This is a genomic window from Arthrobacter sp. B0316-5-4, assembly GCF_059090325.1.
Genome location: NZ_JBNHFN010000002.1, coordinates 792,876 through 816,052, shown reverse-complemented (window position 1 = coordinate 816,052; position 23,177 = coordinate 792,876). Strand labels below are relative to the sequence as shown.

General features: G+C 62.2%; 22 protein-coding genes, 1 tRNA gene, 1 pseudogene and 1 riboswitch. Of the genes and pseudogenes, 14 read left to right on the top strand and 10 right to left on the bottom strand.

The window, feature by feature from the left end:
- The first annotated feature begins 164 nt into the window (after positions 1–164).
- Positions 165–263, top strand: a riboswitch (TPP riboswitch).
- The 12 genes from thiD (at position 254) to AC5RU9_RS08020 (ending at position 10,608) form a co-directional block, all read left to right on the top strand.
- Positions 254–1,768 (top strand): bifunctional hydroxymethylpyrimidine kinase/phosphomethylpyrimidine kinase, encoded by a 1,515-nt coding sequence (thiD, locus tag AC5RU9_RS08075; RefSeq protein WP_494016011.1) that lies wholly within the window; start codon positions 254–256, stop codon positions 1,766–1,768. (Overlaps the previous riboswitch by 10 nt.)
- Before the next feature lie 375 nt (positions 1,769–2,143).
- Positions 2,144–2,452 (top strand): 50S ribosomal protein L21, encoded by a 309-nt coding sequence (gene rplU / locus AC5RU9_RS08070; protein ID WP_024816904.1) that lies wholly within the window; start codon positions 2,144–2,146, stop codon positions 2,450–2,452.
- A gap of 62 nt (positions 2,453–2,514) precedes the next feature.
- Positions 2,515–2,778: a 50S ribosomal protein L27 gene (gene rpmA, locus AC5RU9_RS08065; protein WP_003803426.1), complete on the top strand. Its 264-nt coding sequence runs from the start codon at positions 2,515–2,517 to the stop codon at positions 2,776–2,778.
- A gap of 133 nt (positions 2,779–2,911) precedes the next feature.
- Positions 2,912–4,498: a GTPase ObgE gene (gene obgE, locus AC5RU9_RS08060; RefSeq protein ID WP_494016010.1), complete on the top strand. Its 1,587-nt coding sequence runs from the start codon at positions 2,912–2,914 to the stop codon at positions 4,496–4,498.
- Complete coding sequence (gene proB / locus AC5RU9_RS08055) at positions 4,488–5,669, top strand: glutamate 5-kinase (RefSeq protein WP_494016009.1); 1,182 nt, start codon at positions 4,488–4,490, stop codon at positions 5,667–5,669. Before obgE ends, proB begins: the two co-directional genes overlap by 11 nt.
- Positions 5,666–7,030, top strand: a complete 1,365-nt coding sequence (locus tag AC5RU9_RS08050; RefSeq protein ID WP_494016008.1) for a glutamate-5-semialdehyde dehydrogenase — start codon at positions 5,666–5,668, stop codon at positions 7,028–7,030. The genes proB and AC5RU9_RS08050 overlap by 4 nt, the downstream gene beginning before the upstream one ends.
- An 82-nt stretch (positions 7,031–7,112) precedes the next feature.
- Positions 7,113–7,352, top strand: a complete 240-nt coding sequence (locus AC5RU9_RS08045) for a hypothetical protein (RefSeq protein WP_211712228.1) — start codon at positions 7,113–7,115, stop codon at positions 7,350–7,352.
- Between the two features lie 13 nt (positions 7,353–7,365).
- Positions 7,366–8,031 (top strand): nicotinate-nucleotide adenylyltransferase, encoded by a 666-nt coding sequence (gene nadD / locus AC5RU9_RS08040; protein WP_494016075.1) that lies wholly within the window; start codon positions 7,366–7,368, stop codon positions 8,029–8,031.
- Between the two features lie 8 nt (positions 8,032–8,039).
- A complete protein-coding gene (locus AC5RU9_RS08035) occupies positions 8,040–9,263 on the top strand; it encodes a hypothetical protein (protein WP_494016007.1) in 1,224 nt (407 codons plus the stop codon).
- A gap of 58 nt (positions 9,264–9,321) precedes the next feature.
- Positions 9,322–9,726: a ribosome silencing factor gene (gene rsfS, locus AC5RU9_RS08030; protein WP_211712230.1), complete on the top strand. Its 405-nt coding sequence runs from the start codon at positions 9,322–9,324 to the stop codon at positions 9,724–9,726.
- Positions 9,727–9,841: 115 nt separating this feature from the next.
- Positions 9,842–9,917 (top strand) — tRNA-Ala (locus AC5RU9_RS08025).
- A gap of 355 nt (positions 9,918–10,272) precedes the next feature.
- The gene (locus AC5RU9_RS08020; protein WP_494016006.1) at positions 10,273–10,608 is read left to right on the top strand and encodes a hypothetical protein; all 336 of its coding nucleotides are present in this window, start codon (positions 10,273–10,275) and stop codon (positions 10,606–10,608) included.
- Positions 10,609–10,842: 234 nt separating this feature from the next.
- Here the strand turns inward: AC5RU9_RS08020 and AC5RU9_RS08015 are convergent.
- The 10 genes and pseudogenes from AC5RU9_RS08015 to AC5RU9_RS07970 form a co-directional block, all read right to left on the bottom strand.
- Positions 10,843–11,637, bottom strand: a pseudogene (locus tag AC5RU9_RS08015) (recombinase family protein); the annotation flags it as partial.
- Between the two features lie 221 nt (positions 11,638–11,858).
- Positions 11,859–12,473: an antirestriction protein ArdA gene (locus tag AC5RU9_RS08010; RefSeq protein WP_494016005.1), complete on the bottom strand. Its 615-nt coding sequence runs from the start codon at positions 12,471–12,473 to the stop codon at positions 11,859–11,861.
- Positions 12,473–13,096: a replication-relaxation family protein gene (locus AC5RU9_RS08005; RefSeq protein ID WP_494016074.1), complete on the bottom strand. Its 624-nt coding sequence runs from the start codon at positions 13,094–13,096 to the stop codon at positions 12,473–12,475. The genes AC5RU9_RS08010 and AC5RU9_RS08005 overlap by 1 nt, the downstream gene beginning before the upstream one ends.
- A gap of 382 nt (positions 13,097–13,478) precedes the next feature.
- Positions 13,479–15,635, bottom strand: a complete 2,157-nt coding sequence (locus AC5RU9_RS08000; protein ID WP_494016004.1) for a type IV secretory system conjugative DNA transfer family protein — start codon at positions 15,633–15,635, stop codon at positions 13,479–13,481.
- A 409-nt stretch (positions 15,636–16,044) separates the two neighbouring features.
- Entirely contained in the window at positions 16,045–16,242 is a 198-nt protein-coding gene (locus AC5RU9_RS07995) for a hypothetical protein (protein WP_494016003.1), read from the bottom strand.
- Complete coding sequence (locus AC5RU9_RS07990; protein WP_494016002.1) at positions 16,232–16,843, bottom strand: MT-A70 family methyltransferase; 612 nt, start codon at positions 16,841–16,843, stop codon at positions 16,232–16,234. Before AC5RU9_RS07990 ends, AC5RU9_RS07995 begins: the two co-directional genes overlap by 11 nt.
- Positions 16,840–17,901 (bottom strand): DNA cytosine methyltransferase, encoded by a 1,062-nt coding sequence (locus tag AC5RU9_RS07985; protein ID WP_494016001.1) that lies wholly within the window; start codon positions 17,899–17,901, stop codon positions 16,840–16,842. Before AC5RU9_RS07985 ends, AC5RU9_RS07990 begins: the two co-directional genes overlap by 4 nt.
- 263 nt (positions 17,902–18,164) lie before the next feature.
- Entirely contained in the window at positions 18,165–18,866 is a 702-nt protein-coding gene (locus AC5RU9_RS07980) for a hypothetical protein (RefSeq protein ID WP_494016000.1), read from the bottom strand.
- Positions 18,863–20,005, bottom strand: a complete 1,143-nt coding sequence (locus tag AC5RU9_RS07975; protein WP_494015999.1) for a hypothetical protein — start codon at positions 20,003–20,005, stop codon at positions 18,863–18,865. The genes AC5RU9_RS07980 and AC5RU9_RS07975 overlap by 4 nt, the downstream gene beginning before the upstream one ends.
- Before the next feature lie 5 nt (positions 20,006–20,010).
- A complete protein-coding gene (locus tag AC5RU9_RS07970; protein ID WP_494015998.1) occupies positions 20,011–21,078 on the bottom strand; it encodes a hypothetical protein in 1,068 nt (355 codons plus the stop codon).
- A gap of 205 nt (positions 21,079–21,283) precedes the next feature.
- On the opposite strand from AC5RU9_RS07970, the gene AC5RU9_RS07965 reads away from it, so the two are divergent.
- Both AC5RU9_RS07965 and AC5RU9_RS07960 read left to right on the top strand, forming a co-directional pair.
- On the top strand, positions 21,284–22,108 hold the full coding sequence (locus tag AC5RU9_RS07965; protein ID WP_494015997.1) for a hypothetical protein: 825 nt from the start codon (positions 21,284–21,286) through the stop codon (positions 22,106–22,108).
- A 58-nt stretch (positions 22,109–22,166) separates the two neighbouring features.
- Entirely contained in the window at positions 22,167–23,111 is a 945-nt protein-coding gene (locus AC5RU9_RS07960; RefSeq protein WP_494015996.1) for a type IV pilin protein, read from the top strand.
- Positions 23,112–23,177 lie beyond the last annotated feature (66 nt).

Genomic DNA, 23,177 nt, shown 5'->3' with positions numbered 1-23,177 from the left:
AAGCTGTACAAGACCCCGTAGCAACTGCCCCGGCAGTCGCTACGGGGTCTTTGCATGTCCAGGAGGTCCCAGGCCGCTCCTCGGGACGCCAGACCTTAGGCGGGTCATATCCGGGCCTCAGCGCAGTGCGGTTCCCGGGCGGGGCTGCTTCCCGGCTAGGCTGGGGGACTGACACGGGGTGCCGGGCGTTGGGCCGGGCTGAGATCCAAACCCGTTGAACCTGTCCGGTTAGCACCGGCGAAGGGATGTCCACATGACTGCACCGTATTCCCCTGTCTACCCGCTGGTGGCTTCCGGCAGGCAAACCCCGCGGGTGTTGAGCATTGCCGGCTCGGACCCCTCCGGTGGTGCCGGGATCCAGGCGGACTTGAAGAGCATCGCGGCCCACGGTGGTTACGGCATGGCTGCCATCACCGCCCTCACCGCCCAGAACACCGTTGGGGTCAGCGCCGTCCACGTGCCCCCCGTTGAATTCCTGCGCCAACAGCTGGACGCCATCAGCAACGACATCGAGATCGACGCCGTCAAAATCGGCATGCTCGGTGACGCGGCCGTCATCGACGAAGTCCGCAGCTGGCTCGAAAAGGTACGTCCCGCCGTCGTGGTCCTGGACCCGGTGATGGTGGCAACCAGTGGCGACAGGCTCCTGCGGGAGTCGGCTGAGAAGGCGTTGCGTTCGCTCCTGCCGTTGGCAGACCTCCTGACGCCCAACCTGCCCGAGCTTGCAGTGCTGTTGGGCGAGCCCGAGGCGCCGGATTGGGCTTCGGCGCTGGACCAGGGTAAGCGGTTGGCCGCTGAGTACGGGAACACGGTCCTGGTGAAGGGCGGCCATTTGGCAGGGTCCGGATGTCCCGACGCTTTGGTGAACACGAGCGGGTTATTGCGGCAGGACGTGGTGGAGATAGCAGGGCCCCGCATCGATACCCGAAACAGCCACGGCACAGGGTGTTCGCTGTCCTCGGCCCTGGCAACGGTGCAGGTCATGACGGGGGACTGGGAAGCTTCGCTGCGGGAAGTGAAGCCCTGGTTGCTTGAGGCTTTGAGGCGTTCCGGGACGTTGGACGTTGGCCACGGAAGCGGGCCGGTCCATCACTTCCACCACCAGCAGGTCCTGAGGCCCGGCGACTTCGCCGCAACTTTGTGGGAGCAGGCCCGCGCGGAACTTGACGCGATCCATGGGCTTGGCTTCATCGATGGCCTTCAAACGGGCAGCCTGTCGGAAGCCGCTTTCGGCTATTACCTGGCACAGGACGCGATCTACCTCAATGGTTACTCCCGGGTCCTGGCCCGTGCCAGCGCCCTTGCTCCTACCGAGGACGAACAGTTGTTTTGGGCCAAGGGGTCCCGGCAATGCCTGGAAGTCGAGTCGGAATTGCACAGGAACTGGCTAAGCACCCGCGACGTGTCCGCGACGACTGGACCCGTGACCAAGTCCTACGTGGACCACTTGCTGGCCTGTTCGGCATCGGGCAGCTACGCGGTGGTCCTCGCGGCGATCCTGCCTTGCTACTGGTTGTACGCGGAAGTGGGCCAGCAGCTCCATGGCTCCTACGTGGAGGCAGGGTCCCCCGCGGACCACGCCTACGCGGACTGGTTGAAGACCTATGCCGACGAAGACTTTGCTGAGGCAACCCGGACTGCGATCAAGCTCACGGACGCGGCGGCCCTCGCGGCATCACCGACAGAGCGCGTGGCCATGGTGGAGGCCTTCGCCCAGTCCTGCCGCTATGAAACCGCCTTCTTCGACGCGCCGCGGCTGTTCTCGTGATCTTTCCGGCGCGGCATCCTGGCGCGGAATTTTGGAGGTTTACCGCGCGTCGGAGGGCAAATCACGTTAATCGCGCCCAAACCCTGTAGGCTGTATGGGCACGGTGCCGGGAGAGTCCGTTACAACTGGTGACGCGAGTCACGTGGTAGCCTCCGGACCCGGCCTCATTTGCAGCTGAAGGTCAAACTAGCGTAATCTTGATCTTCGGTGCTTACGCCAACACTTGGGTTATGCCCCTTGGAATTGTTCATGGGATGACTCGCGGACTTCGATCAGAAGTCCACGGCGTTGAGGCACAGCGCGAACCAAGCCTGATTCCGGTCCAGGTTCCGCACGCAAATTTAGTTATAAACGTCGAGAGAAGTGAGTACCCAAGTGGTGTACGCGATTGTCCGCGCAGGCGGCCGCCAAGAAAAAGTTTCCGTTGGAGACTACGTAACGCTTAACCGCGTCCCCGGTGGAGCCGGTAGCACGCTTGAGCTGCCCGCCTTGCTCCTGGTTGACGGCGAGAAGGTCACCTCCGCAGCTGCGGAACTGGCCAACGTCAAGGTTACGGCTGAGATCCTGGAAGACCTCCGTGGTCCGAAGATCGTCATCCAGAAGTTCAAGAACAAGACCGGCTACCGGAAGCGTCAGGGTCACCGTCAGGAACTGACCAAGATCAAGATCACCAGCATCGCGTAACTTTCGTTACACGCTGTTCAGGTTTTTCAGTTTCCCCAGAAATTTAGAGGCAGGCATTTCACATGGCACACAAAAAAGGCGCGAGTTCCACTCGCAACGGTCGTGACTCCAACGCTCAGTACCTGGGCGTCAAGCGCTTCGGTGGTCAGGTAGTTTCCGCAGGCGAGATCATCGTTCGCCAGCGCGGAACCCACTTCCACCCGGGTGCAGGCGTCGGCCGCGGTGGCGACGACACCCTGTTCGCTCTCCAGGCCGGTGCGGTTGAGTTTGGTACTCGCCGCGGCCGTCGCGTAGTGAACATCGTTGCTGCTGCAGCTGCAGAGTAACAACTAGTTCTGAACCGGTGGAGCGGGCCAAACGGCCCGCTCCACCGTTCTTTTAACCGCATTACAATCGACTGGGGCGCTGGGCGCACTGGTTTTGCAACAACGCTGTACAACAGCAACTGAGGAGATCCACGTGGCGAGCTTTGTAGACCGGGTAGTCCTGCACGTATCCGGCGGAACCGGCGGCCACGGCTGTGTCTCTGTTAAGCGGGAGAAGTTCAAGCCGCTCGGCGGTCCCGACGGCGGCAACGGTGGCAATGGTGGCGACGTCATCCTTCGGGTGTCCGCCCAAACCACCACCCTGCTCGACTACCACCACGCTCCCCACCGCCACGCCACCAATGGTGGTCCGGGCATGGGTGACTGGCGCGGTGGCAAGAACGGCGAAACCCTGATCCTTCCGGTACCCGATGGCACCGTGGTCAAGAACAAGGACGGCGAAGTCCTGGCTGACCTGGTGGGCGAAGGTACCGAGTACATCGCTGCCGCTGGCGGCCAAGGTGGCCTCGGCAACGCCTCACTGTCGTCACAGAAGCGCCGGGCCCCCGGCTTCGCCCTCCTGGGCATCGAAGGCGAATCCAGCGATATTGTCCTGGAACTGAAGTCCATTGCCGACATCGCCCTGGTTGGCTTCCCTTCGGCAGGCAAGTCCAGCCTCATCGCAGCCATGTCCGCTGCCCGGCCCAAGATCGCCGACTACCCCTTCACTACCCTCATCCCCAACCTTGGCGTGGTCCAGGCCGGCGAGGTCCGCTTCACCATTGCCGATGTTCCCGGCCTGATCGAGGGAGCAAGCGACGGCAAGGGCCTCGGGCACAACTTCCTCCGCCACGTCGAGCGCTGCGCCGCGCTGGTGCATGTCCTTGACTGTGGAACCCTGGAATCCGATCGGGACCCTTTGTCGGACCTGGCGATCATTGAGGCCGAACTCGATAAGTACGCCGTCGACATGAGCTATGCCGGTGTAGACGGCGAGGTGGTTCCGTTGAACGAGCGCCCCAAGCTGGTTGTCCTTAACAAGGTGGACCTTCCGGACGGCAAGGACATGGCCGAGTTCGTTCGCCCGGACCTGGAAGCCCGCGGATACCGCGTCTTCGAAGTATCGGCAACGAGCCATGAAGGCTTGCGCCAACTGGGCTTCGCCATGGCGGAGATCGTCAAGGCCGCGCGGGACGCGGTTGCCACTGCGCCCCCCAAGGTGGCCCCGCCAGTCCTGCGCCCGCGCGCTGTCAACGAGTCCGGCTTCAAGATCCGCCGTGAAGAAAAGAACCTGGAACCGCTGTTCCGCGTCCTTGGCGAGAAGCCCGTGCGCTGGGTCAAGCAGACAGACTTCACCAACGAGGAAGCCATTGGCTACCTTGCAGACCGCCTGGCGAAGCTCGGCGTCGAAACCGAGCTGTTCAAGGTTGGCGCCAAGCCGGGCGACACCGTAGTCATCGGTGAAGAGGACGGCGTTGTCTTCGACTGGGAGCCGACCATGATGGCCGGCGCCGAACTCCTGGCAACTCCGCGCGGTACCGACATCCGCGTTGCCGACATCGGGGACCGGCCCACGCGTTCACAGAAGCGTGACGAACAGATCGAGCGCCGCGAAGCCAAGGCTGCGGCGCGTGCCGAGCTCGAAGCGGAGCGCAAGGCAGGCATCTGGACCGAATCCGTCAGCGGTCGGCGTGCCCAGGCCGTCAAGGAAAGCAACCTGGACGCCGGTGATGACGACTAGGACCGTCGACGCACCGAATTCCGCCGAGGGACTCGAACGCCAGGCCCTGGCTACCGCCAAGCGGATTGTCGTTAAAGTGGGATCCTCGTCATTGACGAGCATCAAGGGCGGTATTTCCGAGAAGTCCCTCGCAGGGCTTGTCGACGCCCTGGCCCAGCAGCGCAATGCGGGTACCGAAATCATCCTGGTCTCCTCTGGTGCCATCGCCGCTGGCCTGGCTCCGTTGGGTCTTGCCAAACGCCCGAAGGACCTTGCCACGCAGCAGGCAGCAGCCAGCGTCGGGCAAGGACTCCTGATGGCCCGCTACACGCAGGCTTTCAGCGCGCATGGGATCACTGTCAGCCAGGTCCTGTTGACGGCCGATGACCTCATGCGCCGCACGCAGCACACCAATGCCTTCCGTGCTTTGGATCGGCTGCTGAACCTCGGCGTGGTACCGGTCGTCAACGAAAACGACACCGTTGCTACCCATGAAATCCGCTTCGGCGACAACGACCGGCTGGCTGCCTTGGTGGCACACCTGGTTCGCGCCGACGCGCTCGTGCTGCTGTCCGACGTCGACGCCCTCTACGACGGTCCGCCCTCCCAGGGTGCGCAGCGGATTCCGTTGGTCCGCGGTCCCCAGGACCTTGAAGACGTCACCATCGGCAAGGCCGGCAAAGCCGGGGTGGGAACCGGCGGAATGATGACCAAGGTGGAGGCTGCCTCCATCGCCGCCGGCTCCGGAATTCATGCGCTGGTGACCTCTACCGCCAACGCCGCAGCCGCCTTGGCCGGCGAGGACGTGGGGACGTGGTTCGCGGTGAACGGAAACCGCAAGCCCGTTCGCCTGTTGTGGCTGGCTCACCTTGCGACCGTTCACGGCCGCTTGATGCTCGACGACGGCGCAGTGAAAGCCGTGCGCGACCGGCACAGGTCACTGCTGCCCGCGGGCATATCGGATATCAGTGGCGACTTCGAAGCCGGCGATCCCGTCGAGATGGTTGGGCATGACGGAACCGTGGTGGCCCGCGGCCTGGTGAACTACTCCTCGGAGGAACTGCCACGGATGCTGGGACGCACCACGCAGGAGCTCGGCCAAGCCATGGGCCGCGGTTATGACCGCGAAGTTGTTCATGTTGACGATCTGGTGCTCCTGCGGGCGCCGCGCTCATCTAAACTTGGAGCATGACTGAAGCGCTGACCCCCGACGCCCCTGTGATCTCCGACGTTTCCGGTGCTGCCGGCCAGACGCCGGAGAACCCTGTGGCAGGCGGCGCCCCATTGTCCGCCGAGGATGTCCAGGCCGCAGTTCACGCAATTGCTGACCGGTCCCGTAAGGCTGCCCGCCGCATGGGCCAGGCGAACCGCGCCTGGAAGGACCGCGCCTTGCGCGCCATCGGCGCAGCCCTGGTGGAAAACCGGAAGCATGTGCTGGAAGCCAACGCCAAAGATGTGGCCGTAGGTCGGGCCAACGGTACCTCCGCGGCGCTTTTGGACAGGCTGACCCTCACGCCCGCCCGTATTGACGGCCTGGTGGCGGCCTTGGAGAACCTTGCCGGGCTACCCGATCCTGTGGGCAACGTGGTCCGTGGGCAAACCCTTCCCAACGGGCTGCGGTTGCGTCAGGTCAACGTGCCCATGGGTGTTGTAGCCGCCATTTACGAAGCCCGTCCCAACGTCACCGTGGACATCGCGGGCCTTGCCCTCAAGAGTGGCAACGCCGTGATTCTTCGCGGTGGGTCGGCTGCCGCGAACACCAACGGTGCGTTGGTGCAGATCCTGCGCGAAGCCCTGGACTCTGTGGGCCTCCCTGCGGACGCGGTACAAAGCGTCGACCAGTTCGGCCGTGAAGGTGCCAACGTCCTGATGCGCGCCCGCGGGCGCGTGGATGTCCTCATTCCCCGTGGCGGACGCGAACTTATCCAGACCGTGGTGGCCAACTCGTCAGTGCCCGTCATTGAGACTGGCGAGGGGAACGTCCACATCTTCATCGACGAGTCCGCCGGTGAAGAGATGGCAGTGGACATCCTGCTCAACGCAAAGACGCAGCGGCCCAGTGTCTGCAACACCGTTGAGACGCTCCTGGTGCACTCCGGTTCCACTGTGCTTCCTGCGGTGGCGAAGGCACTCCGTGCCGCAGGCGTGACGCTTCACGTGGATGACAGGATTGCGGCCGCATTGGGCTCTGGTGTGGAGACTGTTCCCGCCGATGACGAGGACTGGGCCACTGAATACATGGACCTGGATCTCGCCGTGGCCATGGTGGACAACCTGGACGACGCCGTGAACCACATCCGCAAGTGGACCACCGGGCACACCGAAGCGATCCTTACCAACAACCTGGCCAATGCGGAAAAGTTCATCGCGGACATCGATTCGGCCGCTGTGATCGTCAATGCCTCCACGCGTTTCACCGACGGCGGCGAGCTGGGGCTCGGCGCAGAGGTGGGGATCTCCACCCAGAAGCTGCACGCGCGCGGACCCATGGGCCTCACGGAACTCACCACCACCAAGTGGATCGTCCAGGGCGAAGGCCAAATCCGCAGCTAGCAACGCGGTAACATAGAACAGAAGTCCGGAACGGCGGGGAGTCCCGCCGTCGAAATCCTTTGAGAACCAACTAGGGGAGAAGATGCTGTTTCAGCAGATCGCCACGTCCATTGCCGCCGAGACAGAAGGCGGCCACGAGGAACTCGCCCCGCTGTGGGCCGAGCCGTGGGTCTTCGGCATCTCGATGTTTGCCCTGCTGCTGGTTCTCATGTTCGTAACCCTGTCCTACACCAACCTCGGCAACCGTCACGAGGCAGTGGAAGAGCACTCCGATCCGCACCGCCAGCACCCCAACAAGCACACCCACGGCCAGGGCCACTAACATTATCGCCGCAATACCACGCGGGGAGTCGGAGCGCAGGCTCCGGCTGGGCGTGATGGGTGGAACGTTCGATCCCATCCATCACGGCCACCTTGTGGCTGCAAGTGAAGTAGCAGCCAAGTTCGACCTTGATGAAGTGGTTTTCGTGCCCACGGGGCAGCCGTGGCAAAAGTCGCACAAGCAGGTCAGCGAGCCCGAACACCGCTACCTCATGACGGTGATCGCCACAGCTTCCAACCCCCGCTTTACCGTGAGCCGCGTGGACGTGGACCGGCCGGGTCCGACGTTCACCATCGACACCCTTCGCGACCTAAGGGAACTTCGTCCCGACGCGGACCTGTTCTTCATTACGGGTGCCGACGCTTTGGCGCAGATCCTGTCCTGGAAAGATGTCGACGAATTGTGGTCCTTGGCCCATTTTGTCGGTGTGACCCGCCCCGGACACGAATTGAACGATTTGGGCCGGACGGAAGATGTCAGCCTGCTCGAAGTTCCCGCCATGGCTATCTCCTCCACGGATTGCAGGACACGCGTCGGCGCGGGCAACCCGGTGTGGTACCTCGTGCCGGACGGAGTGGTCCAGTACATCGCAAAATATGGGCTGTACGCACCCCGGCCTTCCGCAGGGGAACTGTCGGCCGCACTGTCCGGATCAGACGACCAAGCACGTACTGAATGAGTTTTTAAATGAGCAGCCAGGAACAGCGACCCATCCGCAGCAGGCGCGAGCTTCGCCGTGCCCGGGAAGAGCACCCGGAAACAACGCCGGACGCTACGTCAAACGACCCGGCAGAGGCGGCTTCTGCCGAGGAAGCCGACCGCCCAAACGCGCGTAACAGGCGTGCGGCAAATGCACCGGTGGACGCCGTGGGACCCGCGGCGCAGGAGCGTTCATCCCAGATCCGTGCCCGCGACCGCGCGGCCCTCCGGACCATCAAGGACCTGGCTGACAAGGAAGAACAACTGTCCGGTGGTGGGCCGCCGACGCGTCGCCAGCTGAGGTTGCAGCAACTTCAAGCCGAAGTTGCCACCTCCATGAACCCCATCGTTCCGGCGCCGGACGCTGGCAAGCCGGACGCAGCCAAGCCCGACGCTAGCAAGCCGGACGCAACCAAGTCCGACGCTGCCAAGCCCGACGCTGCCAAGCCGAAGCCCGAGGAGGAGAAAGCTCCGGCCGCCTCCACGAAGGCCGGCGGAGGAGAGGGCAAGAATGCCCCGGCCGAATCCGACATGTCAGTGGAGCAGGCCCTCGCTGTCCGCGAGTTGATCGCGGCGCAGGTCCAAAACCAGACTGCCAAACTGGAACACATAGCCGAGCAGGACCCCCTGGCGGTTGATCCAGAGGTGTTGGCCCAGCAGATTGCCCTGGCGGAGCGCGCGGCCGTGTTGAACAAGCGTGCCGCTGCGAAGCAGAAACTGGCCGAACAGGCGACGCCGGACCAAGTCAAGGCCGAGCCGCGTAAGCCAAACCCCGGGAATTCGGGTCCTTCGACGGCAAATAACCTTGCCATGGTCACGCCATTGGAATTCGTTAAGGTACCAGGTGTCGAACGGCCCGTCATGAAGCGGCCCAGTACCACGTTCGTTCCTTTGATTACCTCCGCCGGTCCCAAGCTTGAGGCTGAACCAACAGCCGGTAAGAAGCCGGGCGTACGCGGCCGTGCGGGTGTCCTGGCGCGGGCGGAAGCTGTAGCGCGTTCGGCCCGCAAGAAGCCTGTCCCTTTGGCGGAATCCGGCGAAGAGGCGCAAAGGCCACCGGTTTCGGCGAGCACTGCCTACGGGCTTGACCCTCTCGATGCCAACACAGCTGGCCTGGCCAGGGCCCAGCGCAACAGGCTGTTGCAGTTCGGTGTCCTCGCACTGGGCATCGTTGCGCTCATCGTCGGCATCATCATGATTACCAGCGGCTAGTTCCGCTAAACAACGGCTCACGCCATTCACAGGCCACAGGCCACAACAAGGAGTCCCCGTGTCTGCACATGAACAATCCATCACCCTCGCCCGCCACGCCGCGCGTGCCGCGGCCGGCAAACTTGCCGAGGATATCGTCGCCCTCGACGTCAGCGAGCGTCTGGCACTCACAGACGTTTTCCTGATCGCCTCGGCTCCGACGGAACGCCAGGTCAACGCCATTGTTGACGGTATCGAAGAAGAACTCTTGAAGCAGGACCTCCGCCCGGTGCGCCGCGAAGGACGCTCCGAGGGCCGTTGGGTCCTGCTGGACTACGCCGACATCGTCATTCACGTTCAGCACGCAGAGGACAGGGTCTTCTATGCCTTGGATCGCCTGTGGAAGGACTGCCCTGTGGTGGACCTTGAGCTGGGTGACGACGCCTCCGCCAAGGCAGTCACCGCGGAGGATTCCGAGCACTAAGGACTGCGCGGCACCGAATATGCCCGATTTGGAATTTTCGGAATCGCTGTTCTAAGATATTTGAGTTGCTTCGGCGCGGATGGCTGAAATGCCAGGCGTTGGGCAGCGAAGATATGGGGCTGTGGCGCAGCTGGTAGCGCACCTGCATGGCATGCAGGGGGTCAGGGGTTCGAGTCCCCTCAGCTCCACCATATTGACCTTATTCGAACCATCGACAGAGTCGATGCCATTGAGTAAGTCCTCAACAGATACGAAAAGGGAACCACCAGATCTGGTGGTTCCCTTTTCGGTGTCGCTGTGGGCCGCGTGGTTGGCTTGTGCGCGACCGAGGGCGTCCGCGCGGGTTGTGCCAGCATGGAGTGCTTGGTGGCCTGTGTGAGCGGCAGCCAGCGTCGCAACCGGTTCGGCCAGTAGCGTCCCTGTTATTTCTTCGTCTTCGACGAGGACTTTGACGAAGATTGCTTGGTTGAGTTGGCGGCGTTCCTGGTCGCTGGCGGTTCGGTACAGTCCTTCCGGATCCGCCAGTAGGTCAAGATAGGTTTCGAGATGGCGGGCTCCTGCTTCCAGATTGGATTCGACGCTGTTGAGCTGCTCGCGGACCCTGGTTCGCTGGCGCTCGATGTCGGTCAGTCGTGTGCGGATCTTGTCCTTGGCTATGGTGCCGTCGGCGGCGAGATCGAGCAGGTTCTCTTCTTTGGCGTCGCAGTCCTGCAGTGTGGCTGCCAGCTGCTTTTGAAGGAGCAGATTGGCGGCTTCTTTTTCCCGGAGGGCTTCGCGGATTCGGGTTCGGGCCAGATCGATGAAGTCCGGGGTGAATTGGAGCTTGCTGTATTCGCGGATCATGGCGTCTTCGAGTCTGGCGGTACTGATGTGGCTGGTTGAGCAGTCTTTGACCGTTCGTCCGGCGCAGAAGAAGTAGAAGTATTCGTTGCCGCTTCTTCCGATGGAGCGCTGGATGACCATGCGGTGGACGATGCCCCGTTTGTGGCAGTTGTCGCAGTATAGGGTGCCTTTGAGGTAGTGCTCGTGGACGCGGCGCCGTTCCCCGGCGACGCCGCGGCTGTCCAGTAACTGCTGGACTTTGTGGAACAGTTCGTCGGGGACGAGGGCTTCGTGGCGGCCGGGATGTTCGGCGCCGTCGAGGGTGATGATCCCGCAGTAGTAGCGGTCGCGCAGCAGCCTCGAGAAGTATGTTGGGGCAATGGCCTTGGCGGAACGCTTGGGGCTTGGTTTGGTGGTGAGGCCGCGGTCTTCCATGGCTTCGGACAGGTCTGCGAAGGTGTAGTCACCGGTCGCGTAGAGCTCAAAGGCTTGACGGATGAGCGGGCCCCGGACTTCGTCAACGGCGACGGAGCGGACTTCGCGGCCTTCGAAGTATTCACGGATGTTGAGGTAGCCGACGGGGGCGCGGCCGATGGTGCCGCCCTTCTTGGCTTTCTGCGACATCTTGTATTTGATGTCGGCGCCGTCTTCGGCGGAGCGGTATTCGTTGAATGCGGCGAGCAGACCGTGCATGAGTTGGCCGACGGGGCTGGCATCGATACTCTCGGTGGCGCTGATGAGGGTGACTCCGCGCTTTTTGAGGTCGGCCATGACGATCGCATCGTCCGTGCGGTTGCGGGCGAAGCGGGAGAGCTTGTAGACCACAACGTAGTCGACATCCCTGTCTGCCCTGACCCGGCGCAGCATTTCCTGGAACGCTACGCGCTTGGTCATCTCCGTTCCGCTGCGGCCCGGTTCGATGTACTCGGTGACGACCGTCAGTCCCATCTGTTCGACTTTGCGTAGGCAGGATTCGCGTTGGGCGGGGATGGAGATGCCTTCGGGGTCGTAGTCGGTGTTGACCTGGCCTTTGGAGGAAACGCGGAGATAGAGGACGGCTCGGGTGCCGGCGGGCGCATCGTTAGTCATGTTGGTGAATGACAATGAATCCGAATCCGAAATGTCGACGAGATCTTTGACCTGGTCGTCGGTAGGGGCGTAGGCGCTGGGGGCGGGTGAATTCATTTCTGGTCTCCGGTTAGGCGTCTCTGACAATAGCTCTTCTTCGCTGTGAATGGAACGGTCAAATTCAGGTGCGGCCATGGGGCTTCTTTCCACCCCTGTTGTCCGTGATGGTTGCCTGTGGATAACTACGTGTTGAACACATGGACGGTGCCGTTCCTGGTTTCAATAACTTCCCATGCTTCTTTGTATCGTTCCCAGATACACGCACGATCGAATTCCAGTGGACAGTCGATTCCTTGCTCGGTAATGAATTCCTTCAGGGCTTGGCTCCATCCCATGGAATCCAGGAATTCATCGATGCACGTTTCGGCGTCCGGGAAGGAGGCGACATAGAATTCTTCGAATTCGGGCAGCAGCCGTTCGCCGTGTTCTCCCCCGGAGTGTTCCATGGCGTAGGCGGCGAACGGTTCGCCGTAGAGGCTGATGCCTTGGCCGATGTTGGCGATTGCCATGGTGTCGTGGCCGAGATCTGGACCGTAGTCGTAGAAGCCGCGTTTATCCTCGATGAACCATCCCGGTTCGTCGGGCTCGATGGCTTTTCTGTTGGGCGAGGCTGCCATGAGTTCATTGATCTGGGCCCACAAGGTTGCTGCGGGCTGGGCGGCGCTAATCCAGGCGGAGTGGCGCACGTTCTCTATGTAGTCGGCAATGGAGGTGACGTAGATGAAGGGTGTGTCCGGGTTCAGTCCCAGGCGTTCCGGATCCGACTTGGGTGCGCGGATTTGTTCGTGTTTCTCCATCACTGGTTTCCTCCCTTCTCGTGTGCGGCCACTCCGCCACCGCTGGCTATGAGGGCGGCGAGGTCTTTTGTCTCGACGACCCGGAACAGTTCGCTGCTCAGGTTTACCGTCCGTTCGATTGCAGCTTGGATCTTGTGACGGCGCGCCTCGTCGGGGACGACCCAGACAGTCAGTGGGAAGACTCCGTGCCGGTCCTGTTCGATGCCGCGGTCGTGATACAGCTGCACCGCCAGACACTTGCGTAGGACCACGGGGAGGTGCTCAGTGTCCCGGTCAACTTCGATCATCCAGTGGTCCTCGTACTCCGGTGTCTGCGTGACGGCGTAGAGGTCGGGCTTGATGTGGGCCGGTTGGCCGTGGCGGTTCAGGTATGGCCGCCAGCAGTCCGGCTCCATCTCGGTCCTGATGATGGTGAAGGCTCCGGCACGGTCGGCCTCGATCAGTTCCAGTCGGGCATCGGTGATGGCTAGGAGGTGCTCGAGGTGGTTTGCGGACGGCAGGTCGTAGCGCCGGCGTTTACCCAGGACTCCTTTGAGGTCGCCGATGGCCTTCTCGCCGGTGTCAGTGACCGCCCAGACGAAGGCCCTGGAGCCGCCGCTGAAGCCGCCGACGCGGCGCTGCAGGCGTGTGCCAGTTGGTGGCCGTGCAAGCGTTGGAGGACACGGACGGTGGCTCGCGTGGCAGCCAGCTGGCTTTTGTGGTCGTGGAAGAACAGGCGTTGGAGCTGTGTCGTGGTGAGGTAGCGGTGCGCAGCCAGACCGAGCAAGATGCTGCGGTCGCGAGCGCTCAGCTGGGCCAGGATTTCCCGCCGCTGGTATTTGCTTGTGCGAGTCACCGCCGCCGCTGTCCTCCCAACGGGAGGATCAGTCCCCATCTCTAAAGTCGCCCCGGGGGCGCCGATTGGCCGTTCTTCGGCGTTGTTCGTGGCAGCGGTCGGACTGGCGGCCGGATGCCCTCCACCACTGTTGACGACAGTTGCTTGGTCACGATTTTGGTTGGTTTTATTCATAGTTCATTCCTCCTTTTCCTGCCGACGGACGAAACCGCCGGCGTTTCTATTGATGAGTTCGGGGGCGCCTTCGCCGATGAAGTCGCTGGTGGTGGCTTGACCTCCTCCGCCGGGCCATATCGCTTCCGGCTGCTCATGCGGAGCGTGTCGGGGTCGCTGATCATGATCGGCGGTGGCAGCGTCTCCCCGGATGCCCACCCGGAGGGCTGGCCGGCAGCGACCAGGTTGCAGTAAATCTCGTACCTGCCAAGAGACTGGAAATCGATCGGTTCAAGGCCTGGTGCCATAGCGGCCATGGCCTTGGCGTCGTCAATCTCGAGGGCGAAGGCGATCTTGCTGCGGGCGTTGTTGTCGATGGCGGCCGCCATCGTGGCGGGCAGTTGCTTTCGGAACTGATGAGCCAACTGCCACCCCACGCCAAGAGAACGGGACTGGGCTAGAGCGTCGGCCAGGTCTCCGATCTTCAGGTAGTCCTGGACTTCGTCGACCGTCACGATGACCGGCTGGCGCTGCTTCGCCGGTACTGCTGCTCTTGCCTGGATGCATTGCCACAGCTCAGCCACCAGCAGCGACCCCAGGAGCGAGGCCGATTCCGCTCCGACGATGCCTTTGTTGAGCGGCACGAGTAGAATTCGCGACTTGGCGAACAGGTCATTGACGCTGAAACCAGGGTGGGGTTGGCTGAGTACCCGCCGCAGCTGCGGGCGGAGCAGGAAGACGCGCAGCTTGTTCAACAGCGGTGCCGTCGTCGAGGCCTGCGCCTCGGGTTTGAGCCCGTCGTACCAGGCCCAGAAGCCCGCCAAGACCGGATCCCCCGCTTGGGCTGCCGATAAGGGTCGCCGGTAGGCGTAGTCGCTGAGCAGCTGGGGGATATCTGCCAAGGTGTGCCCTCCTGCCCGAACAAGGGTGATCAGCGAAGCGTGCAGGATGTCCTGGCTGCGCGGCCCGATGCCATCGAAGATGTCCTTGATAGCGGCCAGGATGCCGTCGACCACAACTTCGGCATTGCGGCCGGTGCTGGCGAGCGGATTGAAGCCAACGGGGTGTTCGTCGCTGGCGTCGAGGACGACGACGTCGCCGCGGCGGCTTTCCGGGACACGGGCCAGCACATCGTCGATGAGATCCCGTTTGGGGTCGATGACGCAGACGGATCGGCCCGCGAACATGTCGGCCACAATGGTGTTCAGCAGCGCTGTCGACTTGCCACTCCCGGTTGGGCCAAGAAAGACGGCGTGGCGGAGTGCGTCGACTGGGCCGATCCCCATGTGCCGCGACTTGCCGGGCGCATTCGAGAACGCGAAGACCCGTTCCCTATCGTCGACGGCCGGGGAGGCTGGCAGCAGCTTGGGATGCATCGGCGGCTGGCCTGGCAGGTCGGTTCCTCCCAGCGGAGGCGCCAACAATGCGGCCAGTTCATCGATGCTCAGACGCACGGGCCACCGTAGGGTTGGAACGCGCGCCTCGTTCAGCTTCACTGCGGGTTCAACAGCCAGGCTGGCACGGATACCAGGGCCTTCCATTGTGCCGATGGCCTCCAGGACGCCGAGGGCCAGGGCCTGCCGCTTGGCCGACGTTTCCGCTGCGACCCCTACCCGCACGACTGCTTGGACGCTGTGCTGAGCGGCCTTGCTGGCCAGGCTTGATCGTACGCTGCCCTGTGCCGATGTTTCCCCGAAGCTCAATGCCTGCCACCACGGTGCGGTCGGGTTGGTCTTTGGGTCGGCAAACCCGGGTCCGCGGCCGGCTCCGATAACCAGTTGCAGAACAACAAGATCATCCGCGATTCGGGCCGCGGACAGAGCCGCCAGCAATGAGCGGCTGATTGCCTCGGGATCATCTACATTTGCCGCCAGGGCTGACGGTGCCAGTCGCAGGAGCGAGGACTTGATTACGACATCTCTGTCGTCCGGCTTGGTCAGTGTGATGCCTGGCAGCAGCTGCCGGAGGAGGTGGCCAAAGCGCCGGGAATGCTCCTTGTTGGTCGCGACCAGATGACTTACTGCGCCATACTGGCCGCGGACTTCCCAGATCAGGGTGCCTGGGAGTCGGGTTGAGGCGAGGTGGCGGAAGAGCGCCCGCACTGATTCGCTGGTCAACGGCCGCGGCCAATGGACTTCCCGCCAGACCAAGGCACTGCCGCGGGGGTCACTCATGGCTCGCCTCCGACAGCGCGTCCCGATCAGCTTGGGCCTCCTGCTCTTGGGCCGCCTGACGCATGGCCATGTCTAGGAGTGTCTTGGTCAAACGGTCAACGTGCGGCGGATCTTGGCGGATACTGCGCACCCGAAGATACCTTTCTGTTTGTTTCCCACGTCGTTTTGCTTGCTTTCCCATATCCGCAATCCTCCTTTCATAATGAAGAATTCAATTCCGCTGAGCGGTCAGTTGGTTATATTCCTGCCAATTGACGGCGTCAATACAGTTTGTATATTTCACAACACCGACTTGACGGCTTGGCAAGATAGTTCTATAGAGATGAATTGGTGAATTAAGGCTCGGATAATTCATCCCGCCATTTAGCGTTGGTATATCGCATTCCGACGCCATATCTGGTGCTTACGCTCACCATCGCCGCCGCCAGAGCCGCCACCAAATGATGAGGCCGGCGATGACCGCAGCGCCGACCAAAACGATGACGACACCGACCCAAACCTGTGAGATGAGTCCGACGGCCCAATTGATTGCCAAAGCTGCGCCCAGCAGCAGGAGGCTGGCGTCGAACAGCCAGCGTAATGGGCTCCGGGGCGGCTTATCCGCCACGGTGCACCGCCGTGTGGTGCTCAGCCAAGGGCTCGATGAGGATCTGATCATCGAAGTCGGAAGGAACCGGGTAGCCGGGGATGCTGACTTGGCTGTCGATTTCGTTGCCCCAGGCATCCCATCCGGGTTGGTGGCGTCGAGCGAACAGTTCCAGTCGAGGGCCGTCGCAGAGGCGTTCAATCGGGGCATAGAACTCTTCCGGTTTGTGGGAGTGGTCCTGGACCGGGGCGAACATCCACGTCGGCTGGCTGCGGAAGTTGGGCTTTACCCGGCCACGGGTTCCGATCAGGAGGTGCTCGGACGCGTGACGCAGGTAGTTGCCTAGGCCAAACTTTGGCTTGATCCAGGTGAACGGCACCCTGGGTGTGAAGCCCCAGGCTTCGAGCACGTCATAGCCGGCGCGCAGCGTGCCGTTGGTGACCCAGAGGAAGCACCAGCTATCGTCGGCTGCGAGGTCAGCCACGGGCATGGCCTTGATCCGATCCAGGGTCATCAGGTCATAATGGCGTTCTGCGCCGAGCTGGCCTTTCTGGTCGACGTCCCACGGCGGATCAGCCAAGATGCAGGCGTACTTTGTCGAGGGGTTCTGCTGCTGGTTCATGAGGGGGTCCTTTCGGTTGACGCCGAGGCGCTGAAATGATGGATTGGTACAGGGCTGGCCGAATGTGTTGCAGCCGAGCGGTTGTTGCCTTGAGGGTGTGGGAGCGGCTGGTGAGCCCGAATGGCCTGCACGAGTGCGCGGGCGGTGGCCTCGACGGGCGCCACGGCTACGGCGTTGCCGAGCTGTTTCATCGCTTGGGTGGTCGAGACCGGAAAGCGGAAATCAGGCGGAAACCCTTGCATGGCGGCCGCTTCACGCACGCTCAGGCGGCGCTCTTGCCCGTCGACGAGGTACCCGTCCCAGTTCCGGCGGTGCTCCAGGCGGTGGCCACGTCCGCCAACTAGGACGGTGCGCCCGATGTCTCGCTGGCACTTCCCGCGCATGATGTCGCTCATCGTCGATGTCAGGGGCACGCTTTCGGGAAACTCGAAGGGCGTGTCAGGGTCCCGGAAACCGACCATGAATAAGCGGGGTCGGAGTTGGGGTAACCCGAAGTCACAGGCACGGACGATTTTGTAGTGCAGCGAGTAGCCCAGTTCTTCCTCAATGTGACGCCGCATCGTCGCGAACGTCGTGCCGCCATGGTGGCTGAGAAGGCCCTGGACGTTTTCGAGGAAGAACGCCGCGGGCCGCTTGGCAGCCATGATGCGGGTGATCTGAAAGAACATCGTGCCGCGGGCATCATCAAATCCTTGGCGGCGGCCAACGATACTGAATGGTTGGCACGGGAATCCGGCGCACAGAATATCGAAGTCCGGGATGTCATCGGTATCGATACAGGTGACATCCCCGGCGAAGCATCCGTCGTTGAACAAGCGGGGGTCCGCTTCGGCGAAGTTGGCCTCGTAAGTCCGACGGGCGAACGGATCGTTTTCCGCGGCGAAGACGCAGCGGGCGCCGACCTGGTCGAAGGCGAGATGAAACCCGCCGATGCCGGCAAAGAGGTCAGCGAACCTGAGCGGCGGCCTTTGGTCGGCCAGTTGGCTAGTCCGGCAGAACCGGGGGACGTAGTCGCCGGACAGACGGTCTGCCGACGGCTTCAGGTGCTCGGTGGTCATGGCTTGGTCCTCCTTTCTGAGCTGTTTTTGGGTGCGGTCAGCTTCAAGGCAACGGAATTGGTTGCCTGCGTGGCTGCCCGGCTCTGGCTGTACTAAAAACCAGTCCGGCGATTTCGTAAATCGTCTGGTCGCTTTCCGGGCCAGGCGATCGGACAGGGCGACCGGACGGGCCTTCTAAGCGGCCGTGGATGGTCTTGCTGCTGAGACAAGTGGTTACTTAACGCGTGGTGTGGAATGCACAACAGTCGCGCAACATGGTCTGCCTATTTCGTGAGATTTCGGCCGTGGCGGTGGGCGGTCAGTCCCTCGAACACAGCCTTGGCCAGGCTGCCCGGTGCTGACGTGGCGGTAACGGTGACGCCGTGGACCGCTAGGTCGAGTAGTCCGGGCGGCGGGTCGTGCCGCAGCCCAACGGCGTAAACCAGTCCCTGGAAAGTAGCCAGACGATCCAACAGATCCGGCAGATCGTCGTCGAACAATTCCCAGTCGGTCAGGATGACTAAAACCGGCTGGTGGTCTGGGTGGGCGGCGGCCGAGGCTTCAGCCTTGTCGAGCCCAGGTCCCAGCAGGCTTGTCCCTGCCGCGTTCGCAGGGACCGCGAGACCCGCTTGTAGCTGTCGCAGGCCTGCACGTGTGAATGGGATGGGTTCGACGCAGCCGCTGGTCGGCGTGTCGAAGTGGATTACAGCGGCCTTGCATTCCCTGCAGGTGCAACGCCTCGCCACGGCCCGGATTGCCTGCATGGCCTCGGCGTAGCGGTTACTGAGCGGATCGTTGCCGGCAGGGCCATAGAGGCTTCCGGAGTCATCGGAAATGATGGTTGTCAGAGTTGGCGTCTGCGGGCAAGGGCCGGGGGAGCCGAGACGGAATCGACCTCCCTGCCCCATGTGGACGGTGGGTGCAGGACTACCGCCGAGTAGCGCTGACTCGCGGAGGCTGGCGGGCCGAAACAATGACGGGGTCATGAAGGATCCGCCTCTGCAGCTGGAGTCCGGCGCCGATGCTGCGATACCTGCGGGGGCACCATGGGTTCAGCCCGCGTTGCTTCACTTGCTGGTCCGTGGCCGACGACGCCCGGATTGGCAGTGAGCGATTGGAACTTCAGGGCCCGGACGTGGTGGGCAGCGGCCGCGCCGCGCAGGCCATGTTCCTCGGTAATGGACTTGACCATCTCCTGTGCGTGGGCCCGACGCCGAAGGGGTGCGGCTCGCCCCATCCGGCGGTGGCGGCGTACGGCCTGCCGGAAGTCCCGCAGCGCGACCGCCATCAGGTCAGCCACGTCATCGGCGTGGGCATAGCTGTTAATGAAGGAGGCCAGCGCGGTGGCGGCGGCGAGGGCTCCGAAGGACAACCCCGCCAAGGTGCCTTCGATGCTGGCTCTCAGGGCCAAGATGCTCAGTGTGATCAGGATGACGATAGTCCCCGCCAGCCAAGCAACAACCTTCAGCAAGGAATCCCCGGCAGCCGTATCGTCGAAGAAGCGCCGGTAGCGCTTTTCATCCTCGGTCAGATCGTCCAACTCGCGCCGGCGTTGCCGGGCCAGTCGCAGTTCCTTCAGGTCATGCCCTGCCGAACCGGCCGTGACCGCCGAAAGCCCGGTGGCCATCGCCTGGCCGATGGCGATCCAGATCTCCTCGCCTAGGAGGATGGCCGCTCCGGCCACACCGACCGCGTCACCGAGTCCGAGTACGGTCCAACCGACCCAGTAGCGGAAATTGTGATGTGGGCCCCGGTGCACCCATGGCAGGAGTGTCTTTTGGCAATGCTCGTAGGACTGCTTGCTGGCAGTGACCAGGCTGGCCGACTCACTCAGCAAGAACTGCTCTGTCTCGGCGGCACTGTTCAGACCGCTGGCGGTCGCGGCATGCGGGCGGCTCGCCTGCTCACCGTCGGCAGGCCACAGCTGTTCCTGTTCGGCCGCCAGCTCCCCGAAGCCGCGTTCCATCCATGTCCCCTCCCCGATGGCGTTCGGGGTGGCGACAGCGGCGGCCTCATCGACCCGCTGCAAGTTGACGACAGCGCCGGGGTTGGACATGGTCTGGGACGGGTCGCCCCCCGTGTGTCGGCGGGAGCTGCGCGGGGTACGGAGATTCAAATTCGCCACGATGGTCAGCCCCCGGCCGGAGTGAAGTCGGTGACGCTGACACAGGTGGTGGCCCCGGTTCGCTGACATAGGAAGTCGTAGTAGACCTTCATGCCAGTAATGACGTCGGTGGGTGCACTGTCCTGGCCGGCCATCTTTCCAATGCCGGCGACGGTGATCGTGGCCCCGGGCAGCAGGGGGATATCCGCTTGTGCCGCCAATGCGGTTGCCTCGCCGTCGGTCAGTGCTCGTTCGCCCAAGACGAATCCGGCGTTCTGATACCCATCGGTCAGAAGCAGTAACTCCAGTTGGCGCGTCCCGCCGAGCTGCTGGAGGTACTCGTGGGCGAGTCGGTACTGGGCCACGATGTCCGTCCCGCCCGACGTCAGGCTGGGCACCTTGCGTGCATAGGCGTCATTGACGGTCTTCATGACGTCATCGACGGCCTGGGGAACGTGCCGCAACCGGGCGTTCTCCGTGCTGCCGGGCATCTGCAGATCGCCGTCGTAGAGCGTTACCGTGGAGGCAGCTGTGGACGAAAACGCTCCGACCCTCAAGTGGCCACCGCACACAGCCGTGCGGCGAACCAGAGCTTTGAGCCCCCCGGCATAAGCCTCGGGCAGCTCCGTCGCCCGGACGCTGCCGCTGGTATCGATCTGGGCGTCGGCCCCGATCTGACTTATCGGGCATGAGGACAGTATCTTCTTGTCGCTTGCCAAGTCACCCTGCGGGGCCGCCGAGCAGGCGCCGAGCGCGATCGCAACGCCGAGCACTGTCGCCGCCCCAGCGAGGCGGCGACCCGACCGACGCGGCTTTCTGACCGGCACTTCCCTCGCCAACTGGGCAGGAGAAACCCCACCAAGGGATTCGCCGTCACCCAGTTGCTCGAGCACCTTGTGACGGGCGGCTCCTTCAGTGACAGCGAATACCGGGACGAGACGGGTGGCGCCTTGCTGGGTGACGGCGGTGACATCCCATCGGGTGCCGCGAGGTGTGCGGGACTCAGGCCTGACTACCGAGCTTGCCGCCGTCGGAACCGACTTGGTGGTGGAAATGGGCGCGAGGGTGCGCCTCAGTACAATTGAGGGTGTCATGGGAAACCTTTCCTAGCTTCATTTCGCGATGTCGTGCGGGAGGACCAGAAGTGACAGGGAGCGATTCGAGGGCCAAATCTCGAGTCGCTCCCACTCGTTTCGTTCCAAGGAACTTGCACCGTTGGGTGCCTGTCCGAAGAACTACCTCCATCCTCAGTGACGGCCCCATGGGCTGTCACTGACACAAAACTGACACGATGAGCCTGTGAAAGATGATCCGCTGCGGCTGCAGCTACTGAAGGAGCTCCGCGAGCTGCGCCGCGGCGAAGGGGCGCTGGTTCCAGAACGCATCGCGCTGTGTGAGGCCCTGGTCCGGGTAGTCGGCATGGGAAGCGTCGAGCAGGCTCATGCCACGCTGTTTGAGATGTTCAAGCGCTACGCCGTCGATCCGGAAGGCGATATCCGCGCCTTTCTCGAAACCAGCGGCGTCGGACTGGAAGGCAGCTCCCTCAACCAGCGACTCGACGCCTACGCGAAGGGTCACCATGTCGAGCAACGAACCGGACTACGCCGGAGCGACCGGGGCGCGGACAAACTCGCGACGTTGTTTCGAGATGAGGAGTTGTTTTTTCGCCCCTGGGGCCATCTGACGATGTATCAGTTTGGAAGCAGCGTCCTGGCGACTATCGCCCTGCATATCGACCCGGATTCGGAGTACCGGCCACCTGCGGTTTGGGTAAACGACGAGCCGATACAAGACCTTGCCTTCACCTTCGAAGAGCCGAGTTCGGCTACCGGATATGTCCGCGCCGTCCAGCACATCGACGAATTCAAACTGAAGCCGGATGCGCAATGGCTGTTCAAGATCGACGTCGAATGGCGCATGCCCGTCTGGCCTCAGTGGGTACTTGGCGCGCAACTGGCCGACAACCGGCTCGTCACCAAGATCCAGACGCAACGCAACTTCATGACCGAAGCCACCATTACCTGGGGTACGTGGCTGTACGGAGAGATGCCGAAAGACGGGGAGTTCCGCAGTTTTTCAGCGCCAAAACCCGATACCCGCGGAGAAGCTGCGGTCAACGATTAATTTGAGTAACTTTTTTACTTGACTCGATACCGCTTATGCCACATAATTCACTTCAGAAATGCTGGCACCAAAAAACACACTACTATCTGCGCGAAATAATAGCCGAGGTTTTACGATCGTCGAACTTCTGATCGTTATTGTGGTGATCGGTATCTTGGCGGCGATTACTATTGTGGCGTATAACGGGATTCAACAACGTGCACGGAGTAGTTCTGCTAGTTCAGCCCTCGCCCAAGCTGCCAAAAAGTTAGCTCTCTATCAGATCGACAATGGCGCCTACCCGGCTACAGGAAGCCTTAGTGCCGCAGGCGTGTCCGACAGTCAGGATGTAACCTACCAATACACTGGATCAGGTTCTTCGTTCTGCCTGACTGCTACCAATGGCAACGTTTCGTACAAAACCACCGAGATTTCTAGTCCTACCGTGGGCGGCTGTCCTGGACATGGGCAGGGTGGCGTGTCGGCAGTGTCGAACCTTATTGCTAATCCGAGTGCCGAGAATAACGTGTCCGGTATGGGGCCAGATACTGCCTCACCGACCATCGTCCGATCGAATGCACAGACAAAATTCGGTGCCTACTCTTATGCACTAACGAGCACGACAGTGTTCCCCGATGTCGCTTCCGTGATCTCTCCCGTGGTTCAGCCAGGAATCTATACACTGTCCTATTATTATTTTACGCCGGTTAGTCGAAATGTTTTCTTTGATGCATGCAATAGTACAAGTGGAGGATGTACTTCGCAGAGTGGTCTACAAACCGTTTCCGCGAATACGTGGACGCGAATTGTGAGTACTTTTACTATTAGTGGAACAGGCTCGCAGAGTCTTTCGATTTATCTTCATGGAAACAACGGTCCGAATAGCTCCGGAAATACGGTCTATATCGACGGACTGATGTTAACTGCGGGACCGAGCACGTATACCTACTCGGACGGTAGCTCCGCTAACTGGGCCTGGAATGGTACGGTAAATAACTCAACTTCAACTGGCCCTCCTCAGTGAGTCTGACTGGTCTGCTACGGCCGCCAGAGGTATAGACGTAATAGTTCGTGACAGCGGCCTGCATGA